Origin of the sequence: Elioraea tepidiphila DSM 17972 (genome assembly GCF_000378465.1) — a bacterium.
Classification (GTDB): Bacteria; Pseudomonadota; Alphaproteobacteria; order Acetobacterales; family Acetobacteraceae; genus Elioraea; species Elioraea tepidiphila.
Genome location: NZ_KB899939.1, coordinates 1 through 18,290, shown reverse-complemented (window position 1 = coordinate 18,290; position 18,290 = coordinate 1). Strand labels below are relative to the sequence as shown.

The 18,290-nt window shown below is 70.2% G+C and carries 18 protein-coding genes; 13 read left to right on the top strand and 5 right to left on the bottom strand.

Annotated features, from left to right (window positions below; genetic code table 11):
* From F563_RS0118785 to F563_RS0118770, 4 genes are read right to left on the bottom strand one after another with little or no spacing between them, the layout of a single operon-like run.
* Nucleotides 1–1,965 carry a hydantoinase B/oxoprolinase family protein gene (locus tag F563_RS0118785; protein WP_019016241.1) on the bottom strand — a complete coding sequence of 655 codons (1,965 nt, stop codon included), beginning with the start codon at nucleotides 1,963–1,965 and terminating at the stop codon, nucleotides 1–3.
* A gap of 9 nt (nucleotides 1,966–1,974) precedes the next feature.
* The gene (locus F563_RS0118780; RefSeq protein ID WP_019016240.1) at nucleotides 1,975–4,014 is read right to left on the bottom strand and encodes a hydantoinase/oxoprolinase family protein; all 2,040 of its coding nucleotides are present in this window, start codon (nucleotides 4,012–4,014) and stop codon (nucleotides 1,975–1,977) included.
* Between the two features lie 5 nt (nucleotides 4,015–4,019).
* Complete coding sequence (locus tag F563_RS0118775) at nucleotides 4,020–4,772, bottom strand: SDR family NAD(P)-dependent oxidoreductase (RefSeq protein ID WP_019016239.1); 753 nt, start codon at nucleotides 4,770–4,772, stop codon at nucleotides 4,020–4,022.
* Nucleotides 4,769–5,815, bottom strand: a complete 1,047-nt coding sequence (locus F563_RS0118770) for a ketopantoate reductase family protein (protein ID WP_019016238.1) — start codon at nucleotides 5,813–5,815, stop codon at nucleotides 4,769–4,771. The genes F563_RS0118775 and F563_RS0118770 overlap by 4 nt, the downstream gene beginning before the upstream one ends.
* Nucleotides 5,816–5,944: 129 nt before the next feature.
* Between F563_RS0118770 and F563_RS0118765 the strand changes: the two genes are divergently transcribed.
* From F563_RS0118765 to F563_RS0118745, 5 genes are read left to right on the top strand one after another with little or no spacing between them, the layout of a single operon-like run.
* A complete protein-coding gene (locus F563_RS0118765; protein WP_019016237.1) occupies nucleotides 5,945–7,540 on the top strand; it encodes an ABC transporter substrate-binding protein in 1,596 nt (531 codons plus the stop codon).
* A 40-nt stretch (nucleotides 7,541–7,580) separates the two neighbouring features.
* Nucleotides 7,581–8,585: an ABC transporter permease gene (locus tag F563_RS0118760; RefSeq protein ID WP_019016236.1), complete on the top strand. Its 1,005-nt coding sequence runs from the start codon at nucleotides 7,581–7,583 to the stop codon at nucleotides 8,583–8,585.
* Nucleotides 8,585–9,439 (top strand): ABC transporter permease, encoded by an 855-nt coding sequence (locus tag F563_RS0118755; RefSeq protein WP_019016235.1) that lies wholly within the window; start codon nucleotides 8,585–8,587, stop codon nucleotides 9,437–9,439. Before F563_RS0118760 ends, F563_RS0118755 begins: the two co-directional genes overlap by 1 nt.
* Nucleotides 9,429–10,466: an ABC transporter ATP-binding protein gene (locus F563_RS0118750; RefSeq protein WP_019016234.1), complete on the top strand. Its 1,038-nt coding sequence runs from the start codon at nucleotides 9,429–9,431 to the stop codon at nucleotides 10,464–10,466. Before F563_RS0118755 ends, F563_RS0118750 begins: the two co-directional genes overlap by 11 nt.
* The gene (locus tag F563_RS0118745) at nucleotides 10,463–11,434 is read left to right on the top strand and encodes an ABC transporter ATP-binding protein (RefSeq protein ID WP_019016233.1); all 972 of its coding nucleotides are present in this window, start codon (nucleotides 10,463–10,465) and stop codon (nucleotides 11,432–11,434) included. The genes F563_RS0118750 and F563_RS0118745 overlap by 4 nt, the downstream gene beginning before the upstream one ends.
* Before the next feature lie 32 nt (nucleotides 11,435–11,466).
* Here F563_RS0118745 and F563_RS23305 read toward each other — a convergent pair whose 3' ends face one another.
* Nucleotides 11,467–12,177, bottom strand: coding sequence for a GntR family transcriptional regulator (locus F563_RS23305; RefSeq protein WP_019016232.1), 711 nt, complete (start codon nucleotides 12,175–12,177; stop codon nucleotides 11,467–11,469).
* A gap of 44 nt (nucleotides 12,178–12,221) precedes the next feature.
* Here F563_RS23305 and F563_RS25905 point away from each other — a divergent pair, with 44 nt between their 5' ends.
* From F563_RS25905 to F563_RS25760, 8 genes are all read left to right on the top strand, one after another.
* The gene (locus F563_RS25905; RefSeq protein ID WP_019016231.1) at nucleotides 12,222–12,350 is read left to right on the top strand and encodes a hypothetical protein; all 129 of its coding nucleotides are present in this window, start codon (nucleotides 12,222–12,224) and stop codon (nucleotides 12,348–12,350) included.
* Nucleotides 12,317–13,831 (top strand): tripartite tricarboxylate transporter substrate-binding protein, encoded by a 1,515-nt coding sequence (locus tag F563_RS24155; RefSeq protein WP_084596693.1) that lies wholly within the window; start codon nucleotides 12,317–12,319, stop codon nucleotides 13,829–13,831. The genes F563_RS25905 and F563_RS24155 overlap by 34 nt, the downstream gene beginning before the upstream one ends.
* Nucleotides 13,828–14,889, top strand: coding sequence for a ketopantoate reductase family protein (locus F563_RS0118725; RefSeq protein ID WP_019016229.1), 1,062 nt, complete (start codon nucleotides 13,828–13,830; stop codon nucleotides 14,887–14,889). Before F563_RS24155 ends, F563_RS0118725 begins: the two co-directional genes overlap by 4 nt.
* Before the next feature lie 40 nt (nucleotides 14,890–14,929).
* Nucleotides 14,930–15,748: an alpha/beta fold hydrolase gene (locus F563_RS0118720; protein ID WP_019016228.1), complete on the top strand. Its 819-nt coding sequence runs from the start codon at nucleotides 14,930–14,932 to the stop codon at nucleotides 15,746–15,748.
* Complete coding sequence (locus F563_RS24150; protein WP_019016227.1) at nucleotides 15,745–16,362, top strand: carboxymuconolactone decarboxylase family protein; 618 nt, start codon at nucleotides 15,745–15,747, stop codon at nucleotides 16,360–16,362. The genes F563_RS0118720 and F563_RS24150 overlap by 4 nt, the downstream gene beginning before the upstream one ends.
* A gap of 25 nt (nucleotides 16,363–16,387) precedes the next feature.
* On the top strand, nucleotides 16,388–17,161 hold the full coding sequence (locus tag F563_RS0118710; RefSeq protein ID WP_019016226.1) for an SDR family NAD(P)-dependent oxidoreductase: 774 nt from the start codon (nucleotides 16,388–16,390) through the stop codon (nucleotides 17,159–17,161).
* A 10-nt stretch (nucleotides 17,162–17,171) separates the two neighbouring features.
* Nucleotides 17,172–18,035, top strand: coding sequence for an aspartate/glutamate racemase family protein (locus F563_RS0118705; RefSeq protein WP_019016225.1), 864 nt, complete (start codon nucleotides 17,172–17,174; stop codon nucleotides 18,033–18,035).
* 83 nt (nucleotides 18,036–18,118) lie between these two features.
* Nucleotides 18,119–18,290 (top strand): transposase (locus F563_RS25760; RefSeq protein WP_035575704.1); only part of this gene is annotated, 172 nt, incomplete at its 3' end.

The following is an 18,290-nucleotide window of genomic DNA, read 5'->3' as shown; positions in this document are numbered from 1 at the left end:
TCAGTGCGCGATCTGCGGGAACTCGTCCTGCAAGGCGGCGAAGGCGGCGCGCACCTCGCTGCCGTCGCCGCGCCGGTCGGGCGTGGCATCGACCAGGGCGAAGATGCGCCGCTTGGCGTAGTGGCGCCAATGCACCGGCAGGCGTGCCAGGATCGCGGTCAGCTCGGCGTAGTTCGCCTCCGTCCAGACCCGCTCATAGGCGTCACGTTCCGGCCCCGCGTCGAACATCCGGAGCGGCGCGGCGGCGAGCTCCGCCCGGCGCGCAGCCGTCGCCGCGTCATCTCCCGGCACCACGCCGTAATCGCGCGTGGCGGCTTCGGCCGTCACCTTGCCGGCGGCGAGATCGGCGAGCACGGCCTCGACGGGCCGCTGCCAGGGCGGACCCCAGCCCGATCCGCCCGAGCAGACGATGCGGATCACGTCGCCCGGATCGAGCGTGACCACGTCCGTGTTGCCGAGGTTCTCGGCGCGGTTGCTGCCGGGATTGCGCCAGAACTGCGAGGCCGCGCCGGGGCGGCCGCCCTGCACCCCCCAGGAGCGGAAGCGCGTGCGGTCGCGGTTGCGCGCGGTCACGACCGTGCCCGGCGCGTGCACGCGGAACTCCAGCACGGTCGCGAGACCGCCGCGATGCAGCCCCGCGCCGCCGCTGTCGGGTTCCAGCCCGTAGCGCAGGATGCGGATCGGCACCTCGGCCTCGTTGATCTCGACCGGTGTGTTCTTGAGGAAGCCGTTGTTCGCTCCCGACCCGTCCATGCCGTCGCCGAAAGGCGAGCCGCCGGCGCCGCCCGTGATCGGGTCGATCGCCGCCATCAGTCGCCGGCCGGTGCGGTTGTCGGTGGTGTTGACGTTCATCATCGGCCCCCCGCTCGCCGGGCCGGCGGGCAGACGATCGGGCACCGCGCGCTGGAAGGCACCCATGATCACCCCCTGCAGTCGCGCGCAGGTCAGCGAACGCATGCCCACCGCGGCAGGAAAGACCGGGTTCAGGATGGTTCCTTCCGGCGTGATGCAGGTCGCGGGGCGCGTCAGACCGCCGTTCAGCAGCACCGTGCTGTCGAGCGTGTAGAGCGCGTAGTTCCAGCCCACCATCAGCAGGATGTGGCGCGGGTTGCCGCCCGTCGGCACGTTCAGGGAGGCCGCGAGCTGCGGGTCGGAGCCGGTGAAGTCGAGCACCGCCTCCTCGCCGCGGATCTTCAGGTTCAGGTGCAGCCGGCACGGCAGGCCGTTCGGCGAATCCTCGTCGAGATAGTCGGTGAACGGGTAGTCGCCGTCGGGGATGGCGGCGAGCACGCGGCGCGCCTGGCGCTCGCCGAGATCGAGCAGGTCACGGATGCCCTGGCGGAACGTCTCGATGCCGAAGCGGCGGATCATCTCGTGCACCTTGCGCTCGCCGGTGGCGACCGAGGCGAGCTGCGCCTTCAGATCGCCCCAGTTCTGGGTCGGCGCGCGCACGTTCAGCAGCATGATGTCGAGCAGGCGCTGATCGAGCCTGCCCGCATCCACCAGCTTGCAGGGCGGGAAGCGGATGCCCTCCTGGTGCACCTCGGTCAGCGTGCGCGAGAGCGAGGCCGGCACCGCACCGCCGACATCGGTGTTGTGGATGTGGCCGACCGCGAAACAGACGAGTTCGCCCTGCCAGAAGATCGGCTTCCAGAGATGGATGTCCGGCGAATGGGTGCAGACGAACCCGCTATACGGGTCGTTGGTCATGCACACATCGCCCTCGCGGTAGTCGTCGATCGCGCGGATCACCGGGCCGTAGTCGAGGCCGACGAACCAGGTCGCACCGAGTTCGCGCGGCGAGGCGAAGGTCTGCCCGTCGGGCGTGCAGAGCCCGGTCGTGAAATCCTCGGTCTCCTTGACGAAGGTGGAATGCGCGGTGCGGAACAGCGTGAATGCCATGCTTTCGGCGGCCGCCTGGGCATGGTTGCCGAGGATCTGCAGCGTGACGGGATCGATCGACATCGCGGGGCCTCAGCCGAGGGTCAGACGGAGATTGCCGAACCGGTCCACCGCGCCGCTCATGCCCGGCGGGACGCAGGTCGTGCAGTCCTCCTGGAGCACGATGCAGGGGCCGGCGAAGCGGTGGCCGTGGCGGAGCGCGCTGCGCGCATAGAGCGGTGCCGTGCGGCGCGCGCCGTCGAGCCAGATCCCGACCTCGCGCAGGGGCACGGGCGCGCCGGTCTCGCGCGGCTGCTCGGGAAAGCGCGGCCGTGGCACCGCGCCCTCGACCACCATGCGGAGCGCGATCGCCTGGATCGGCGCCTCGGCGTCGGCATGGCCGTAGATGCGCTCATGCGTGCGATGGAACGCCTCGGCGATCGCGGCGCGATCGGCGCGCGCGAGCCAGTCGCGCTCGAGCGGCACCTCGATCTCGAAGGACTGGCCGCGATAGCGCATCTCGGCCGAGGGCCTCAGCGTCACCTCGCCCCGGAAGCGCTGATCCTCGCGGATCCACCGCATCGCCTCGGCCTCCAGCCGCGCGAAGGCGTCGAGGATGCGCGGCAGCGAGGGCGCATCGAGATCGGCATAGACCGTTTCGATCACGTCGCCGCGGATATCGGCGATCAACCCGCCGAGGGCGGAGAGCACGCCCGGCGTGGTCGGCACAAGCACCTCGCGCATGCCGAGCTCGCGCGCGAGCAGCGCACCCAGCATCGGCCCCGCGCCGCCGAAGGGCAGCAGGCAGAACTCGCGCGCATCCACGCCCTGGCGCGCGGCGAGCTTGCTGATCTCGCGGTACATGCCGCTGATCGCGACCTGCACGATCGCCTCGGCCGCCTGCTCGCGCGTCCGCCCGAGCGGGGCGGCGATCGCATCGACCGCCGCCTCGGCGAGATCGCGCCGTACCGTGACGCTGTCATAGCCGAGCGCGCCGTGGCCGATCAGGCCGAGCACGCACATCGCATCGGTGATGGTCGCCCGCGTGCCGCCGCGGCCGTAGCATGCGGGGCCAGGCGTGGAGCCCGCGCTCTCCGGCCCGACGGTCAGCCGCTTCAGCGCATCGACCGCCGCGATCGAGCCGCCGCCCTCGCCGATCGAACTGACGGCAACGGTCGGGATGAAGACCTGGAAGTCGCCGACGCGCTCGCCGGTGCCGTAGCTCGGCGCGCCGTCGATGATCACCGCGACGTCGGCGCTGGTGCCGCCGATGTCGAGGCTCATCGCGCGCGCCACCCCGGCCTCGCGGGCGACGAAGGCCGCGCCGATCGCCCCGGCCGCCGTGCCGGAGAGCAGCATCTCGACGCAGCGCGTCTTGCCGAGCTCCGCCCGCATCACGCCGCCATTCGATTTCGTCACCATCGGTTCAGCGGCGACCCCGGCCTGCCGCAGCGCCGCCTGCAAGGCGCCGAGATACTGCGCGACGCGTGGTTGCGCATGGCCGTGCACGGTGGCGGTGACGGTGCGTTCGTACTCGCGGATGATCGGCCAGACATCGGCCGAGCAATAGACGGGAAGATCAGGCCGCCTGCGCGCGATCACGGCCTTGGCGGCGTGCTCGTGGGCGGGGTTCCGATAGGCGTGCAGCAGCGCGAGCACGACGCCTTCCGCGCCGGCCGCCTCGGCCGCGGCGAGTGCCGCCTCGACCGAGGCCTCGTCGAGCGGTTCGAGCTCGGCCCCGTCGGCGCCGAGCCGACCGTCGATCTCGAACACGCGCTCGCGCGGTACCAGCGGCGCCGGCCGCTGCGACAGCAGGTGATAGGGATCCGGCGATTTCAGCCGCGCGAGCTCCAGCACGTCGCGGAAATGGCGCGTGACGAACAGCGCGAGCCTGATGCCCTTGCGCTGGATCACCGCGTTCACGCCCACGGTCGTGCCGTGGGTGAACCAGGTGATCGCATCGGCCGCGATGCCGAACCGCTTCTCCACCCCTTGCAGTCCCGCGATCACCTCCGCCCCGGGCGTTGCCGGCGTGGACAGCACCTTCAGCGTCGAGAGCGCGCCGGTCGCCTCGTCCAGCAGGCAGAAATCCGCGAATGTCCCGCCGATATCGACACCCAGCCGGTAGGGCATGCCCGTCAGATCTCCCACTGGAAGCCGTCGATGGTGATCGCCTGGCCGGTGATGAAGAAGGGTTCGGCAGTGGCCAGGAACGCGACAAGCTGCGCGACGTCCGCCGGCTTGCCGACGCGCTGGAGCGCGATCTTCTTCGCAAGCTCGGCCCCGCGCGTGCGCGTGAGCGAATTGCCGAGCTCGGTCTCGATGATGCCAGGGCAGACCGCGTTGATCGCGATGGTCGGCCCGAGTTCCTTCGCCAGCGCCTTCGTCATGCCGATGATGCCGGCCTTGGCGGCGGCGTAGGAGAACTTCGAGACCGCGCTGGTCACGCCGCCGGTATGCGCGTTCAGCGAGGACATCGAGACGATGCGCCCGCCGCCGCCCTCCAGCATCAGTGGCGCGAAGGCCTGGATGTAGTTGAAGCAGGACTTGAGGTTGACCGCGATCGTGCGGTCGAACGCCTCCTCGGTGATCTCGAGGATGCCGGTCGGGTTGCCGCGGCCGGCATTGTTCACCAGCACATCGCAGCGGCCGAACCTGGCCTTCACCGCGGCCGCGATCTCGCGCGCGCGGGCGTGGTCGGCGACATCCGCCTCCTCGATCATCACCGCCCGGCCCATCGCCTCGATCTCGCCCCGGGTGCGCTCCATCTCCGGGCGGAGCAGATCGACGATGACGATGTCGAGCCCGCGCTCGGCGAGGGCGTGGACGCAGCCGCGGCCGATGCCGCGCGCGCCGCCCGTGACGACGGCGACCTTGGTTGGTGATGTCACGCAGGTCTTCCTTCCGCGATGCCGCTGAGCTCCTCGGCGAGCGGCCGGCCGATCGTCCGCTCGCCGCGCTCGACCGCGCCGATCAGCGCGACCAGCCGATCCAGCGTCGGCGTCGCGATGCCGTGCCGGCGCGCCGCCGCGAGCACCGGCGCGAGCTGGGCCGCCGAATCCGTAGGCCGCCTGCGCACGGCAAGGTCGCGCCAGACGCCGGAATAGGGCTTGGCGGTGGCCGCGTTGAACGCGACCATGGCAGCGATCGAGGCGTCGATGCCGGCCGCATCGTTCCGCGCGAAGGGGACTGGGTCGAAACCGTTGAAGCCCCGCGGGGCCACGCCCTCGGCAGCGGCGACGGCCAGCACCTCCCGCACCAGCGCGACATTGAGCCCGCGCAGCGACGGCTCGCCGATGAACCCGGCGATCGTCATGTCGGCGATCGCACTGGCCTTCAGCAGCGCGCCGTAGCCGGTCTTGCCCCAGAGATAGGCGAAGATGTCCTCGGTCAGCACCGCATCGGGCTCGAAGTCGCAGAGCAGGGCGTGCCACGCGCGCAGGCGCTCGCCCACGACGCCGTCGAGCTCGCCGATCACCACCGCGCCTCGGTTCGCGAAGAGGATCTCGCCGGGTGCCTGCCAGTCGGCGCCGAAATTGACGAAGGCGCCGATCGTGCGCTGCCGTCCGACCACGTTGGCGATCTCGATCTCGTTCAGGCCGTTCTGCGCCGAAACCACCGCGCCATCCTGGGCGAGATGCGGGGCGAGCTGGCGGATCGCCGTCGCGGTGTGGTGCGCCTTCACCGCAAGGATCGCGCGGCGAAAGGTGCCGTGGACCGCATCGGGCGTGAAGGCGGGCGCGCCGGCCGTGAAGGCCGCAACAGGACCCTGGATCGACAGCCGACCGGCGGCGATGGCGCGGACATGGGCCGGGTCGGCATCGACGAAGACCACGTCGTGGCCGTGACGCACGAGAAACGCGCCGATCGTGCCGCCGATCGCACCCGCCCCCCAGACCAGGATCGGCTCCTTCAGGATCGGCTTGCCCGCCATGTCCGCTCGTCATGCCGCATCGTCATCAACGCTATGCGCGCATGACGGTCAGGGCAACAGCGCGCCACGTCTTGACGTATGCGGGCGAGACAGACCAGCATGGCGAACCAATCTGTGGGGAGACGAGCAATGCGGAAGCAGAACGACCCTGCGTCCGCGGCCAATCCTGGCCGCCGTGATGTGCTGAAGGCCGGCGCCGCCGGGGCGGCGGTCGCCGCGGTGGGGCTGCCGCGCGAGGCGGAGGCCCAGCGCGGCGGTGGCCGCATCGTCTTCGCCAATGGCAGCGCCTACGACACGATGGACCCGCACGCCACCTTCGATGTCGGCCGCGTCGCCTATCGCCTCAACTGCTACGACTCGCTGCTGCGCTGGCTGGACAATCCGCCCAAGCTGGAGCCCTGGCTCGCCGAGTCCTATACCGTCTCGGACGACGGCAAGCGCTACACCTTCAAGCTGCGCGAGGGCGTGAAGTTCCACGACGGTGCCGAGTTGACCGCCGAGGACGTGGTCTACTCGATGGAGCGTATCCTCGCCATCAAGAAGGGGGCGTATCCGCTGTTCGCGACCCTGGTCGATCCGGGCAGCACCAAGGCGGTCGGCAAGTATGCGGTGGAATTCAACATCAAGTCCGCCTCCGCGATCTTCGCCGCGACCACGCATGACCTCTATGTCGTCAACTCGGCGCTGGTGAAGCGCAACGAACGCAACGGCGACTGGGGCCAGGAGTGGGTCGCGCGCAACGACGCTGGATCGGGCTCCTACATCATCCGCCGCTTCGATCCGGCGCGCGGCTTCCTCGCGCAACGCTTCGACAACCACTTCCTCGGGCCGGCCGGCCTCGCCGAGATCGACTTCCGCTACGTCGCCGAGGTCAACAGCCGGGTGCTCGGCCTCATCCGCGGCGACTTCCAGGGCACCGACCCCTACATGCCGCAGGACCAGATCACCCGCCTCCAGGCCGATCCGAACCTGAACGTGATGGAGGCGGAATCAACGCGCCTGTTCTACGCCTGCATCCACAACCAGCGGGCGCCGATGAACGACGTCAATTTCCGCAAGGCGCTCTGCTACGCCTTCGACTACGACGGCTGGATCAACAACATCCTCGGCAAGTCGGTGGTGCGGAACACCCACGTCATTCCCAACCCCATGTGGGGCGCGCCGAAGGATGTCGCCGGCTACACCTACGATATCGACAGGGCGAAGTGGCATATCGCGCAGATGGCCGCGCCGCCGCGCGAGATCGTCATCGCCGGCATGGTCGGCTACGAGCAGTCGATGCAGGCGGCGGCCCTGCTGCAGAACGGGCTTAACCGCGTCGGCATCCCGAGCCGGCTGCTGAACGAGCCCTGGCCGGTGGTGTCGAACAAGATGCGCGATCCGGAGCAGATGTACGACGTGCTGTTCCTGTGGCGCAGCACCTACTACGCCGATCCGCACAACTGGGCGGGCGAGCTGCTGCACACCAACCGCCACCGGGGCGGCAACGCGAGCTACTACAGCAACCCCGAGGTCGATAGGCTGCTGGACGAGGCGCTCGCCACCGCCGACCAGGAGAAGCGCGCGCCGCTCTACGAGCAGGTGGCGCGCATCTCCAGCGCGGAGGCTGCGGGCATCTATATCCACAACACCAAGTGGTTCGGGCCGTTCCGCAAGAACGTGAGCGGGGTGCGGTTCTGCCCGATCGGCGACGGGCAGGAGATGCGCTGGCTCAGCATCGCGTGACCTTGCGGTGTGATGACGGGGCGGCGGAGGGCGCCGCCCCGTGAAGACGCTCGTCCTGATCGTCAACCGGCTGATCTGGTTCTTCCCCACCGTGCTGGGGCTGCTCGCGATCGTCTTCTTCATCTCGCACGTGATCCCGGCCGATCCGGCCGCCTTCGTCGCAGGCGAGAACGCGACGCCCGAGACGATCGCCGCGATCCGCGCGCGGCTCGGTCTCGATCAGCCGCTGCACATCCAGTTCGTCCGCTACATCGAGGCGATCCTCGAAGGCGACATGGGGCGCAGCATCTTCACCGGCCGCCCCGTCGCCGAGGACCTGATGAGCCGGCTGCCGGCCACGCTGGAACTGACGCTCGTCACCATCGTGGTCGCGAGCCTGATCGGCATCCCGCTCGGCGTGGTCAGCGCGCTCAAGCGCAACTCCTGGCTCGACCACGCGCTCCGGGTCGTCACCATCGCGGGCCTCGCGATCGCGAGCTTCTGGTTCGCGATCCTGCTGCAGCTGCTGTTCTCGATGCGCCTCGGCATCACGCCGCTCAGCGGGCGGATCGAAGGCTGGGGGCCGGAGCCGATCACCGGCTTCTACGTGATCGACGCGCTGATCCTGTGGGACATGGAGATCCTCTGGGACGCGCTGCATCACATGATCCTGCCGGTCGCGACCCTCGCCCTGCCGGCGGCCGCGACGATCGTGCGCTTCACCCGCGCCGGCGTGCTGAACGCGCTGGAGAGCAACTACGTGCTCTACGAGACCGCCATGGGCTACCCGCGCCGCCTCGTGATCTGGAAATACGTGCTGCGCAACGCGCTGATCGGCACGGTGACGCAGATCGGGCTGATCTTCGGCATCCTGCTCGCCGGCGCAGTGGTGGTCGAGGCGGTGTTCGACTGGCCAGGGCTCGGCCTGTTCGCGGTCAACGCGATCCTGAGCTCGGACTACAACGCGGTCATGGGCTTCACGCTGATCGCGGGAACCATGTTCATCGTCGTCAACCTGGTGGTCGACATCCTCCAGGGCATGATCGATCCGCGGGAGACGCGCTGATGCGCCGGGTGCTGCGCAAGCTCGCCGAGGACCGGGCCGCGATGCTCGGCCTCGCGCTGATCGTGCTGCTCGTGCTCGCGGCGATCTTCGCGCCCTGGCTGTCGACCCATCCCGGCGATGTGGCCGAGTTCCACACCGCCCGCCGCCTGAGCCCGCCCGGGCCCGAGAACTGGCTCGGCACGGACCGCATGGGCAGCGACATCTACTCGCGGCTGCTGTTCGGGGCGCGCATCACCATCACGATCGCCGTCACCGCGATCACGATCGCCGTGATCATCGGCGTGCCGATCGGCCTCGTCGCCGGCTACTACGAGGGCCTCGGCAGCGACCTGCTGATGCGCGTCTCCGACATCTTCCTCGCCGTGCCCCAGATCGTGCTGGCGATCGCGATCGCGCAGACGCTCGGTCCCTCGATCGAGAACGTGATCCTCGCCCTCTCCGCCACCTACTGGCCGTTCTGGGCGCGCCTCGTCTACGCCGAGACGCGCTCGATCAAGAACGAGCCCTTCGTCGAGGCGGCGATCGCGCTCGGCTGCTCGCCGCTCCGCGTCATGGTGCTGCACATCCTGCCCTCGATCTCGTCCTCGATCATCGTGCGCACGACGATCGGCATGGGGGGCACGATCCTGACCGCCGCCACGCTGGGCTTCCTCGGCCTCGGCCCCCCGCCGCCGACGCCGGAATGGGGCCGCACCATCGCCGAATCGCGCGAGTTCCTGCCGATGGCCTGGTGGTATGCGGCCTTCCCCGGGCTCGCGATCTTCATGGTGGTGATGGGGTTCAACCTGCTCGGCGACGGGTTGCGCGACGTGCTCGATCCCCGGCTCCGGCGCGCAGGGCAGCATGGCAAGTGAGCTGATCTCGGTCCGCAACCTGCGCGTCTCGTTCGGCTCGGATGCCGGGACCGCCAAGGTGCTGGACGGCGTCGATCTCGCGATCCGGGCGGGCGAGATCCGCGGCCTGGTCGGCGAGTCCGGCTGCGGCAAGACCACGCTCGCACGCGCGATCCTCGGCATCCTGCCGCGCAACAGCGCGCGGATCGAGAGCGGCGAGATCCGCTTTGGCGGGCGCGACCTGCTGACACTTCCCGAATCGGCCCTCGCGTCCGAGGTGCGCGGACGCGAGATCGTCTACATCCCGCAGGACCCCTCCACCGCCTTCAATCCGGTGTTCACGATCGGCACGCAGATCGACGACCTGATGCGCTTCAAGTCGCCGCTGCTCCGGGGTGGCGCGGACGATCGCCAGGGGTTCTTCAACAGCTATCCGCGCGAGCGGCGCGCGGCCGATCGCGCGCGCGTGCTGGAGCTGCTGCGCCTGGTGCAGTTGCCGAACCCGGAGGCCGTGCTGCGCAAATATCCGCACGAGGTCTCAGGCGGGCAGCGCCAGCGGCTGATGATCGCGATGGCGCTGCTGCCCGAACCGAAGCTCGTGATCGCCGATGAGCCGACCACGGCGCTCGATGTCACGGTGCAGGCGCAGATCCTGAAGCTGCTGAAGCAGCTCGCGCGGGAGCGCGGCGTGGCGGTGCTGTTCACCACGCATGATCTCGGCGCCGCGTACGAGATCTGCGACCGCATCACGGTGATGTATGCCGGACAGGAGGTCGAGGAGGCGCCGGTCGACGGGTTCTTCGAACGGCCGAGCCACCCCTACACCCGCAAGCTGCTCGACAGCCTGCCGTCGTCGGAGGCCGGCATCCGCGGCATCGCCGGGGAGATTCCGCGCCTGATCGATCCGCCACCCGGCTGCCGCTTCCATCCGCGCTGCGAGCGCGCGACCGGGATCTGCCGCACCGAACGGCCCCCGCCCGAGGCAGTGGACGCGCTGCACAGCGTGCGCTGCCATCACAGGCTCTCCGCGACGGAGCCCGCCTCGTGAGCGCGGCCGAGACCATCCTCGAGGTCGAGGCTCTGCGGAAGTACTTCCCGGTCCGCAATGTCTGGAAGCGCCGGATTGGCTGGCTGCGCGTGCTCGACGACGTGTCGTTCTCGGTCAGGCGCGGCGAGATCCTCGGCATCGTCGGCGAGTCGGGCTGCGGCAAGTCGACGCTCGGCAAGACGCTGATGGGCATCCACACCGCGAGCGCGGGGCGCGTGATCTTCGAGGGGCACGACATCGCGCAGCTCAAGCCGCACCAGAGCCGGCGCTTCCGCGAGCATCTCCAGTACTGCTACCAGGACCCGGGCGCGTCGCTCGATCCGCGCTGGACCATTCGCAGCTCGCTGCATGAGCCGCTGGTGGTGCACACGACCCTGCCGGAACCGGAACGCGAGGCGCGCGTGCGCGAGATCCTGCGCGCGGTCGGCCTGCCCGAGACGCATCTCGATCTCTATCCGCACGAGATCAGCGGCGGCCAGCAGCGCCGCGTCGGGCTCGCGCGCATCCTGACGCTGAAGCCCTCGGTGGTGATCCTCGACGAGCCGACCTCGGGGCTCGACGTGTCGGTGCAGGCGACGATCCTGAACCTGCTGCTGTCGCTGCGCGAGCAGTTCGGCCTGACCTATCTGTTCATCTCGCACGATCTCTCGGTCGTGCGCATGATCTGCCAGCGGGTCGCGGTGATGTATCTCGGGCGGGTGGTGGAGATCGGCGACACCGAGGCGATCTTCAGCGCGCCGCGCCACCCGTACACGCAGTCGCTGCTGGCCGCGATCCCGCGCATCGGCGGCCCCCGCGTGACGGACAGTTTCGCGCTGGAAGGCGAGCCGCCGAGCCCGACCGCGCTGCCGTCGGGCTGCCGGTTCCGCACGCGCTGCCCGAAGGCGCAGAAGCGCTGCGCCGACGAGGACCCGGTGCTGCGCGCGGACTGGGAGCGGCAGGAAGCGGCCTGCCACTTCGCGACCTAGGCGCGGCGCCGGTCCGCGTCGCGAAGCGCGCGTCAGCCAGCCACACCGCCGTCCGACCCGCGGCACAGGACGTCCATCGTCTGCCGCAGGTGCCCGGCGATGATGCGCTCGGCCGCCTCGGGATCGTGCCGCGCCAGCGCCTCGACCAGCGCCCAATGCTCGGCCTGCTGCCGGGCGATGCCGAGTTCCGAGCCCCGCGCGCGCACGTATCGTTCGACATTCGTGCGCTGGATGCGGATCATCTCGATGAGGCGCGGCCAGCGCGTGGCCGCGTGGATGGCGTCGTGGAAGGCGATGTTGAGCGCGATCCACGACCTGTCGCGCTGCTTCAGCCGGTCCATGCGCTGGAGGATGCGCCGCAGCCCGTCGAGCTCCGCCTCGGTGATGCGCAGCGCGGCCTGGGCGACGGCAAGCCGTTCGAGCGCGATGCGGATCGCGAAGAGCTCGCGCAGGTCGTCGTCGGTCAGGGCGGTGACCTCGACGCCGCGATAGGGCAGCACCTGGACCAGCCCCTCGCTCTCCAGTTGCTTCAACGCATCGCGCACCGGCGTACGGCTGACGCCGTGCCGCGCGGCGATCTCGTCGATGTCGAGCCGCGCACCACCGCCGAGCCGACCGCGCAGGATGTCGAGCCGGAGCGCCTCCGCGACGGCCTCCTGGCGGCTCGGGAAAGGGGTCGTCGCCGTGGCGGGAACGGGCTCCGGCGATGAGGGGCGCTTGCGCTGTGCGGCGTCGCGAGTCATGCTGAGACTAATATATTAGATATCATCCCTGCCAAGGAAGCCGGATGAAGCTGATCCCGATCCCCAGCGAGCCGGAGGATGCCGAGATCAGGGCGGTGTTCGAGCGCATCGCCGCCAGCCGCGGCTGGGTCTCGACGCGATGCGTACGCTCTCCGCCGCGCCCGAAGGGCTGAAAGTGTTCGCGGCGGTCGCCCGTTACGGCCGCTACGGCACCGCGCTGAGCGAGGTCCAGCGCGAACTCGCGATCCTGATCGTCGCGCGCGGCGTGCCCTGTGCCTGGGCGCATCACGTGCCGCTCGGGCTTCAGGCCGGGCTGATCCAGGGGCAGATCGACGCGATCGGCCGCGGTGAGACGCCATCCGACCTGCCGCCGGCGGAACGTGCGCTCTCGGACTACATGTTCGCCTTCCTCGCCGGCAAGGGCGTCGCACCCGCGACCGCGGCGGCGCTGAACCGGCACTTCAGCCCGCGCCAGGTGACCGACATCTCCCTGATCGCCGGCTACTACCTGGCCCTCGGCACCATGCTGCTCGCCTTCGACGTCGAGATCGAACCACCGGAGGTGCTGGCGATCGAACGCGCCTGGCAGAGGAAACAAGCCGGCGGACGATACCGAGGGACGCCACGTCACACACGACACCGCACGGGGAGACACGACATGCGTGACCATCCATCCTTCGCTGCAACGCGCCGTGGCGCGCTCTTGGGACTCGGCGCCGTCTCCATCGCCGCCCTTGCCGGCACGGCGCGGGCGCAGCAATGGCCGACCCGGCCGATCCGCATCCTCGTCGGCTATCCGGCGGGCGGGGCGAACGATCTGGTGGCGCGCGCGATCGCCGCCCCGCTCGCCGAGGCGCTCGGCCAGAACATCGTGGTCGAGAACCGCACGGGTGCCGCCGGCACGATCGCGGCGGATGTCGCCAAGCGCGCCGAGCCCGACGGCTATACGCTCTACATGATCTCCTCGGCGCAGGTGCTCGCGCCGAGCGTGCGCAAGGATGTCACCTTCGATCCGGTCGCCGACTTCACGCCGATCGCGCTCGGCGCCTCGGCGCCCTACTTCCTGGTCGTGCATGAGAGCGTGCCGGCGCGCAGCGTCGCGGAACTGATCGCGCTGACGAAGCAGCGCCCGGGCCGCCTCAACTACGCATCCTCGGGCGTGGGCGCGGGGCCGCACCTGACCTCCAGCCTGTTCATGACGGTCGCCGGGATCGAGATGAACCACGTGCCGTATCGCGGCGATGCCGATGCGCTGGTCGATCTCACGGCCGGCCGCGTCGAGGCCGCGTTCATGTCGGTCGCGCCCACCTATCCGCACATCCAGTCCGGCAAACTGCGCGCACTGGCGGTGTCGAGCGCGGAGCGTCTCGCCATGGCGCCCGATATCCCGACCGTGGCCGAGAGCGGCTATCCGGGCTTCGACATGGGCGCATGGTGGGGCCTCGTCGGGCCGCGGGGATTGCCGCAGGCGATCGTCGACCGGGTGGCCACCGCCGTGCGCCCGATCCTCGATGGGCCGGAGTTCGGGCAGCGCTTCGCCGCGCAGGGCATCACACCCGGCCGCCTCGGCCCGGCGGAGTTCGCGCGGCGGATCGCCGAGGACAAGGTGAAGTTCGCCGAGATCGTCAAGCGCGCCGGCATCGAGCCGCAATGACCCTTCCGGTCTCCGGCCGCGTCGTCCTGCTGGGTGGCGGCGCGGTCGGCAGCCTGGTCGCCGGCGGACTCGCCACTGCCGGTCACGACGTCGTGCTGATCGATGGCTGGCCCGAGCATGTGCGCGCGATCCGCGCACAGGGCCTGACGGTCGATGCGCCGGAAGGACGGCAGACCGCCGCGGTCGAGGCCTGGGATCTCGGCGAGGCGCATCGGCTGCGCGACCTCGACGTTGCGGTCGCGTTCCTGACCGTCAAGCTCTACGACACCGACTGGGCGGCGGCCCTGCTGGCAACGTGGCTGCCGCCGACCGCGCCGGTGGTGACGCTGCAGAACGCCCTGGTGGAGGAGCGGGTCGCGCGCGCGGTCGGCTGGGGACGCACGCTCGGCGCGATCGGCGCGGGCCTGAACGTGTTCATGGCCGGGCCAGGCGTGGTGCGACGGGCGGGACGGCGTGGTGCGGCGGGTGGCGCCGTGTTCAAGGTGGGCGAGCTGCATGGCCGGCGCACACCGCGCGCCGAGCGGATCGCGGCACTGCTCTCGGCGGTCGATGCGAGCGCGGTAACCACCGATCTCTGGACCGAGCGCTGGGCCAAGCTCTGCGCCAACACCATGACCACGGGGCTCTCCGGCCTGACGGGACTGTCGCTGATCGAGGTCTATACCCGCGTCGATACCGCCGGCGTGGCGGTGCAGCTCGCGGCCGAGGCGATCGCGCTCGGCGCGGCGCTCGGGTTCCGCCTGGAGACGCTGTTCGGCATTCCGCCGCGGGTCTGGTGCGACGCGGCCGCGGGCAATGCCGCCGCGCTGACGACGGCGCTCGACGCGCTGGCGCGCCAAGCCGCGGGCATGGTCGAGGGCGGCATGTCGGGGACCTTGCAGGACCTGCGCAAGGGCCGCCCGACCGAGGTCGCGTTCTTCAACGGCTTCATCGCCGGCGAGGCCGAGCGGCTCGGCCTCGCGGCCCCCACCCACGCCCGCATCGCCGCGCTGATCCGCGAGGCCGAGCGCGGCCGGCTCGCGATCGGCCCGCACACTCTGGAGCGCATCCTTCGTTGATCGGGCAACCCACCACGGAACGAGGCAGGACCACCGCGCGATGACGACACGTCACACCTTCACCGCGAGCGACGGGCTGAAGATCGCCTTCTACATCGACGACTTCACCGATCCGTGGACGACGCCCCCGGTGATGGTGCTGCTGCACTCCGCGATGGGCAACGCCGAGCGGTTCTATTCCTGGGTGCCGGGGCTTGCGCGGCATTTCCGTCTCGTCCGCATGGACATCCGCGGCCATGGCGGCTCCGAGGTGCCGCCTCCGTCGATGCCGCTGTCGATGGACCGCTTCGTGCAGGATGTCGCGGAGCTGATGGACGCACTCGGCGTCGGCGAGGCGCACATCGCGGGGAACTCCGCCGGCGGTTATCTCGCGCAGAAGCTGGCGATCGGCTCTCCCGAGCGCGTGCTGAGCCTGAGCGTCGTCGGCTCGACCCCGGGCCTCAGCCCAAGCGCGCTCGACTGGCTGCCGCAGATCGAGCGCGAGGGACTGACGCCGTTCCTGCGCCGCACCATCGCCATGCGCTTCGATCTCGCGACCACCCCGCCCGGCATGATCGAGTGGTTCCTCAGGCAGACCGGCGAGAACGATCCGGCCTATGTGGCGCGCTTCATCGGCTACATGGCGACGCAGTCCTGGGTGGACGAGCTGCCGCGCATCAAGGCGCCGACGCTGGTGATCTATCCAGGCGGCGAGACCGTCGGCAGTGCGCGCCTCTACGATGCGATGCGCGAGCGCATCCCCGACGTCACGATGCGCGAGTACGAGCACATGCCGCACAACATCGCCGACATGATGCCCGACCGCTGCGTCGCCGACATCATCGGATTCATCAAGAGCAAGTTCGGGTACCCGGCATGAGCACCGTCTGGACCCCCGGCAGCGCGAGCCGCATGCCCGAGCCGACACCGGAGACGACGCCCGAGACCGCCGAGGTGTTCGCCCGCGTCGCCGCCTCCCGCGGCTGGGTCTCCAACCTGCTGAAGTCGCTCGGCCACGCGCCGGAGGCGCTGGCGCGCTTCTCCGCCCTCGGCCATTACGGCCGCTACGGCAATGCGCTGTCCGAGCGCCAGCGCGAGCTGGTGATCGTGATCGTCGGCCGCGGCATCGCCTATGCCTGGGCCCATCACGCGCCGCTCGCCCGCGACGCCGGCGTCACCGAGGCCGAGCTCGCCGCGATCCAGGACGGGCGCACGCCCGACGGGCTGTCGCCGGCGGACAAGGCGCTGTGCGACTTCGTGTTCGCCTTCACGAGCTTCGCCGGCATCCCCGATCCGGTCTGGACCGCGCTGACCGCCGCGTTCAGCCCGCGCGAGGCGACCGACATCGCGATGCTCGCCGCCTACTACCTCGCGGCCGGTTCGCTGATCATCGGCCTCGGCGTCAAGGTCGAGCCGCCGGAGGTGCTGGCGATCGAACGTGCCTGGCAGCAGCAGCCGCGCATCGGCGACCAGGTCGTTGCGAAGACAGGATAGCAGAGGGCCGGTCATGGATTCATCGATGAGCGGCAGGGTCGCGGTCATCTCGGGCGGCGGTGGCGGCATCGGCCATGCTGCCGCGCTCGCCTTCGCGGCGGCCGGGGCGCGCGTCGCGGTGATCGAGCTCGACCCCGCGCGCGCCCGGCGCACCGCCGCGGCGGTGACGGAGGCCGGCGGCGAGGCGGTCGCGATCGCGGCCGACATCACGGACGATGCGCACGTCGCCGAGGCCATGCGCGGCGTGATCGGGCGCTTCGGCCGGCTGGACATCCTCCACAACTGCGCCGGCGGCACGGTGCCGGAGGACGGGCCGGTGACGGAGGTGCCGCTCGAGGTGTTCGATCGTACCTTCGGCCTCGATGTCCGCGGCACCTTCCTCTGCTGCCGTCACGCGATCCCGGCGATGATCCGCGCCGGCGGAGGCGCGATCGTCAACATGTCGTCGGGCGCGGCGCTGCGCGGCGCGAGCCCATTCCACGTGTACACGGCGGCGAAGGGGGCGATCCTGTCCTTCACCCGTGCGCTCGCCGGCACCTACGCCAAGCACAACATCCGCGCGAATGTCATCGCCTCGGGCCGGGTGATGACCGAGCGGATCATCCGCACCTGGGGGGATCTCTCGTCGGATCGTGTGAAGAACGACCCGCAAGACCCGGTCGGCCGGCTGCGCGACTACCCGTTCTGGGTCGGCGAGCCCGAGCACATCGCCGCGACCGCGGTCTTCCTCGCCTCCGATGCCGCGCGCATGATCACCGGTGCCACCATCGCCGCCGATGGCGGCCGCTCTGCCTATTGAGGATCGAGCCATGGCGGATGACGCCTCGCCCTACCGCTTCCTGCTGATCGCCGCCTACAGGTACGGCGCCGACTCGCTGTTCCGCATGCGCGCCTCCGAGGGCCGCAAGGAAGACCTGCTGATGAACTACGAGGCGATCGCGCCCCTGCTCGCGGGCGTCTCGTGGGACGCCCATCCGGGCGCGCCCGCGACGCACGGGCGGGGCGGGGTCGAGACGCGCGAGGAATTCGCGATCGCCGGCGTCAACCGCCTCAAGGTCGTGCGCGAGGCCTGCGAGTCCGGAAAGTACAACGGCATCGTGCTGCTGGGCGGCGGCGATCCCGGCTATGTCGAGAGCCGAGAGATCGCGCATCGTCACGGCATCGCCGTCACCGCCTGCGCGCATGCACAGATGCACGCCGCGATCGCGCTCGGCCACCGGTTCAGCATCATCGACATCTCGGAAGGCCACAACATGCAGATGGCCGACCTGGTGGTGCGCTACCGCATGACCGAGCACTGCGCGTCGATCCGCAATCTCGAGTTCCCCCTGCCGCGCGAGGCGCATGCGGGGCGCGTCACGGTGCAGGAGGAGAGCGAGCGGTTCGCGCGCGAGGGCGGCGCGGCCATGCTCGAGATGGCGGTGCGCGAGGCGGAGGCGGCGATCGAGGAGGATGGCGCGGAAAGCCTGATCCTCGGCTGCTCGGCCGCGTACTGGCTGCAGGCGCCGTTGCAGCGTCGGCTGCGCGAGCTCGGCTGGGATGTGCCGGTGCTGGAAGGCTATCGCTGCGCGATCGCTCAGGCGAAGCTGCTGATCGATCTCGGCGTCGATGCGAGCGGGCTCGCCTATCCGCTCGATCCGCCCAGGCGCGTGCGCCGGCGCAAGGTCGTCTAGCAGGCTGCGGAAATTCGGCTGTTCGAATCGCTCATGGCCTGATTCGCTGCTGCTGCTGGTTGGCGGCGGGGTGGGCTGTAGCGATGCGGGGATCGGATCGGCAGACGGGTTCGATGTTCAGCTATGTGAGCTTGGAGGCATTGGTGCCGCCGGATCACCCGCTGCGACCGATCCGGGATCTGGTGAACCGCGCGCTGGAGCGGCTGTCTGGCGAGTTCGACCGGCTCTACGCGGCGGGCGGTCGGGACTCGATTG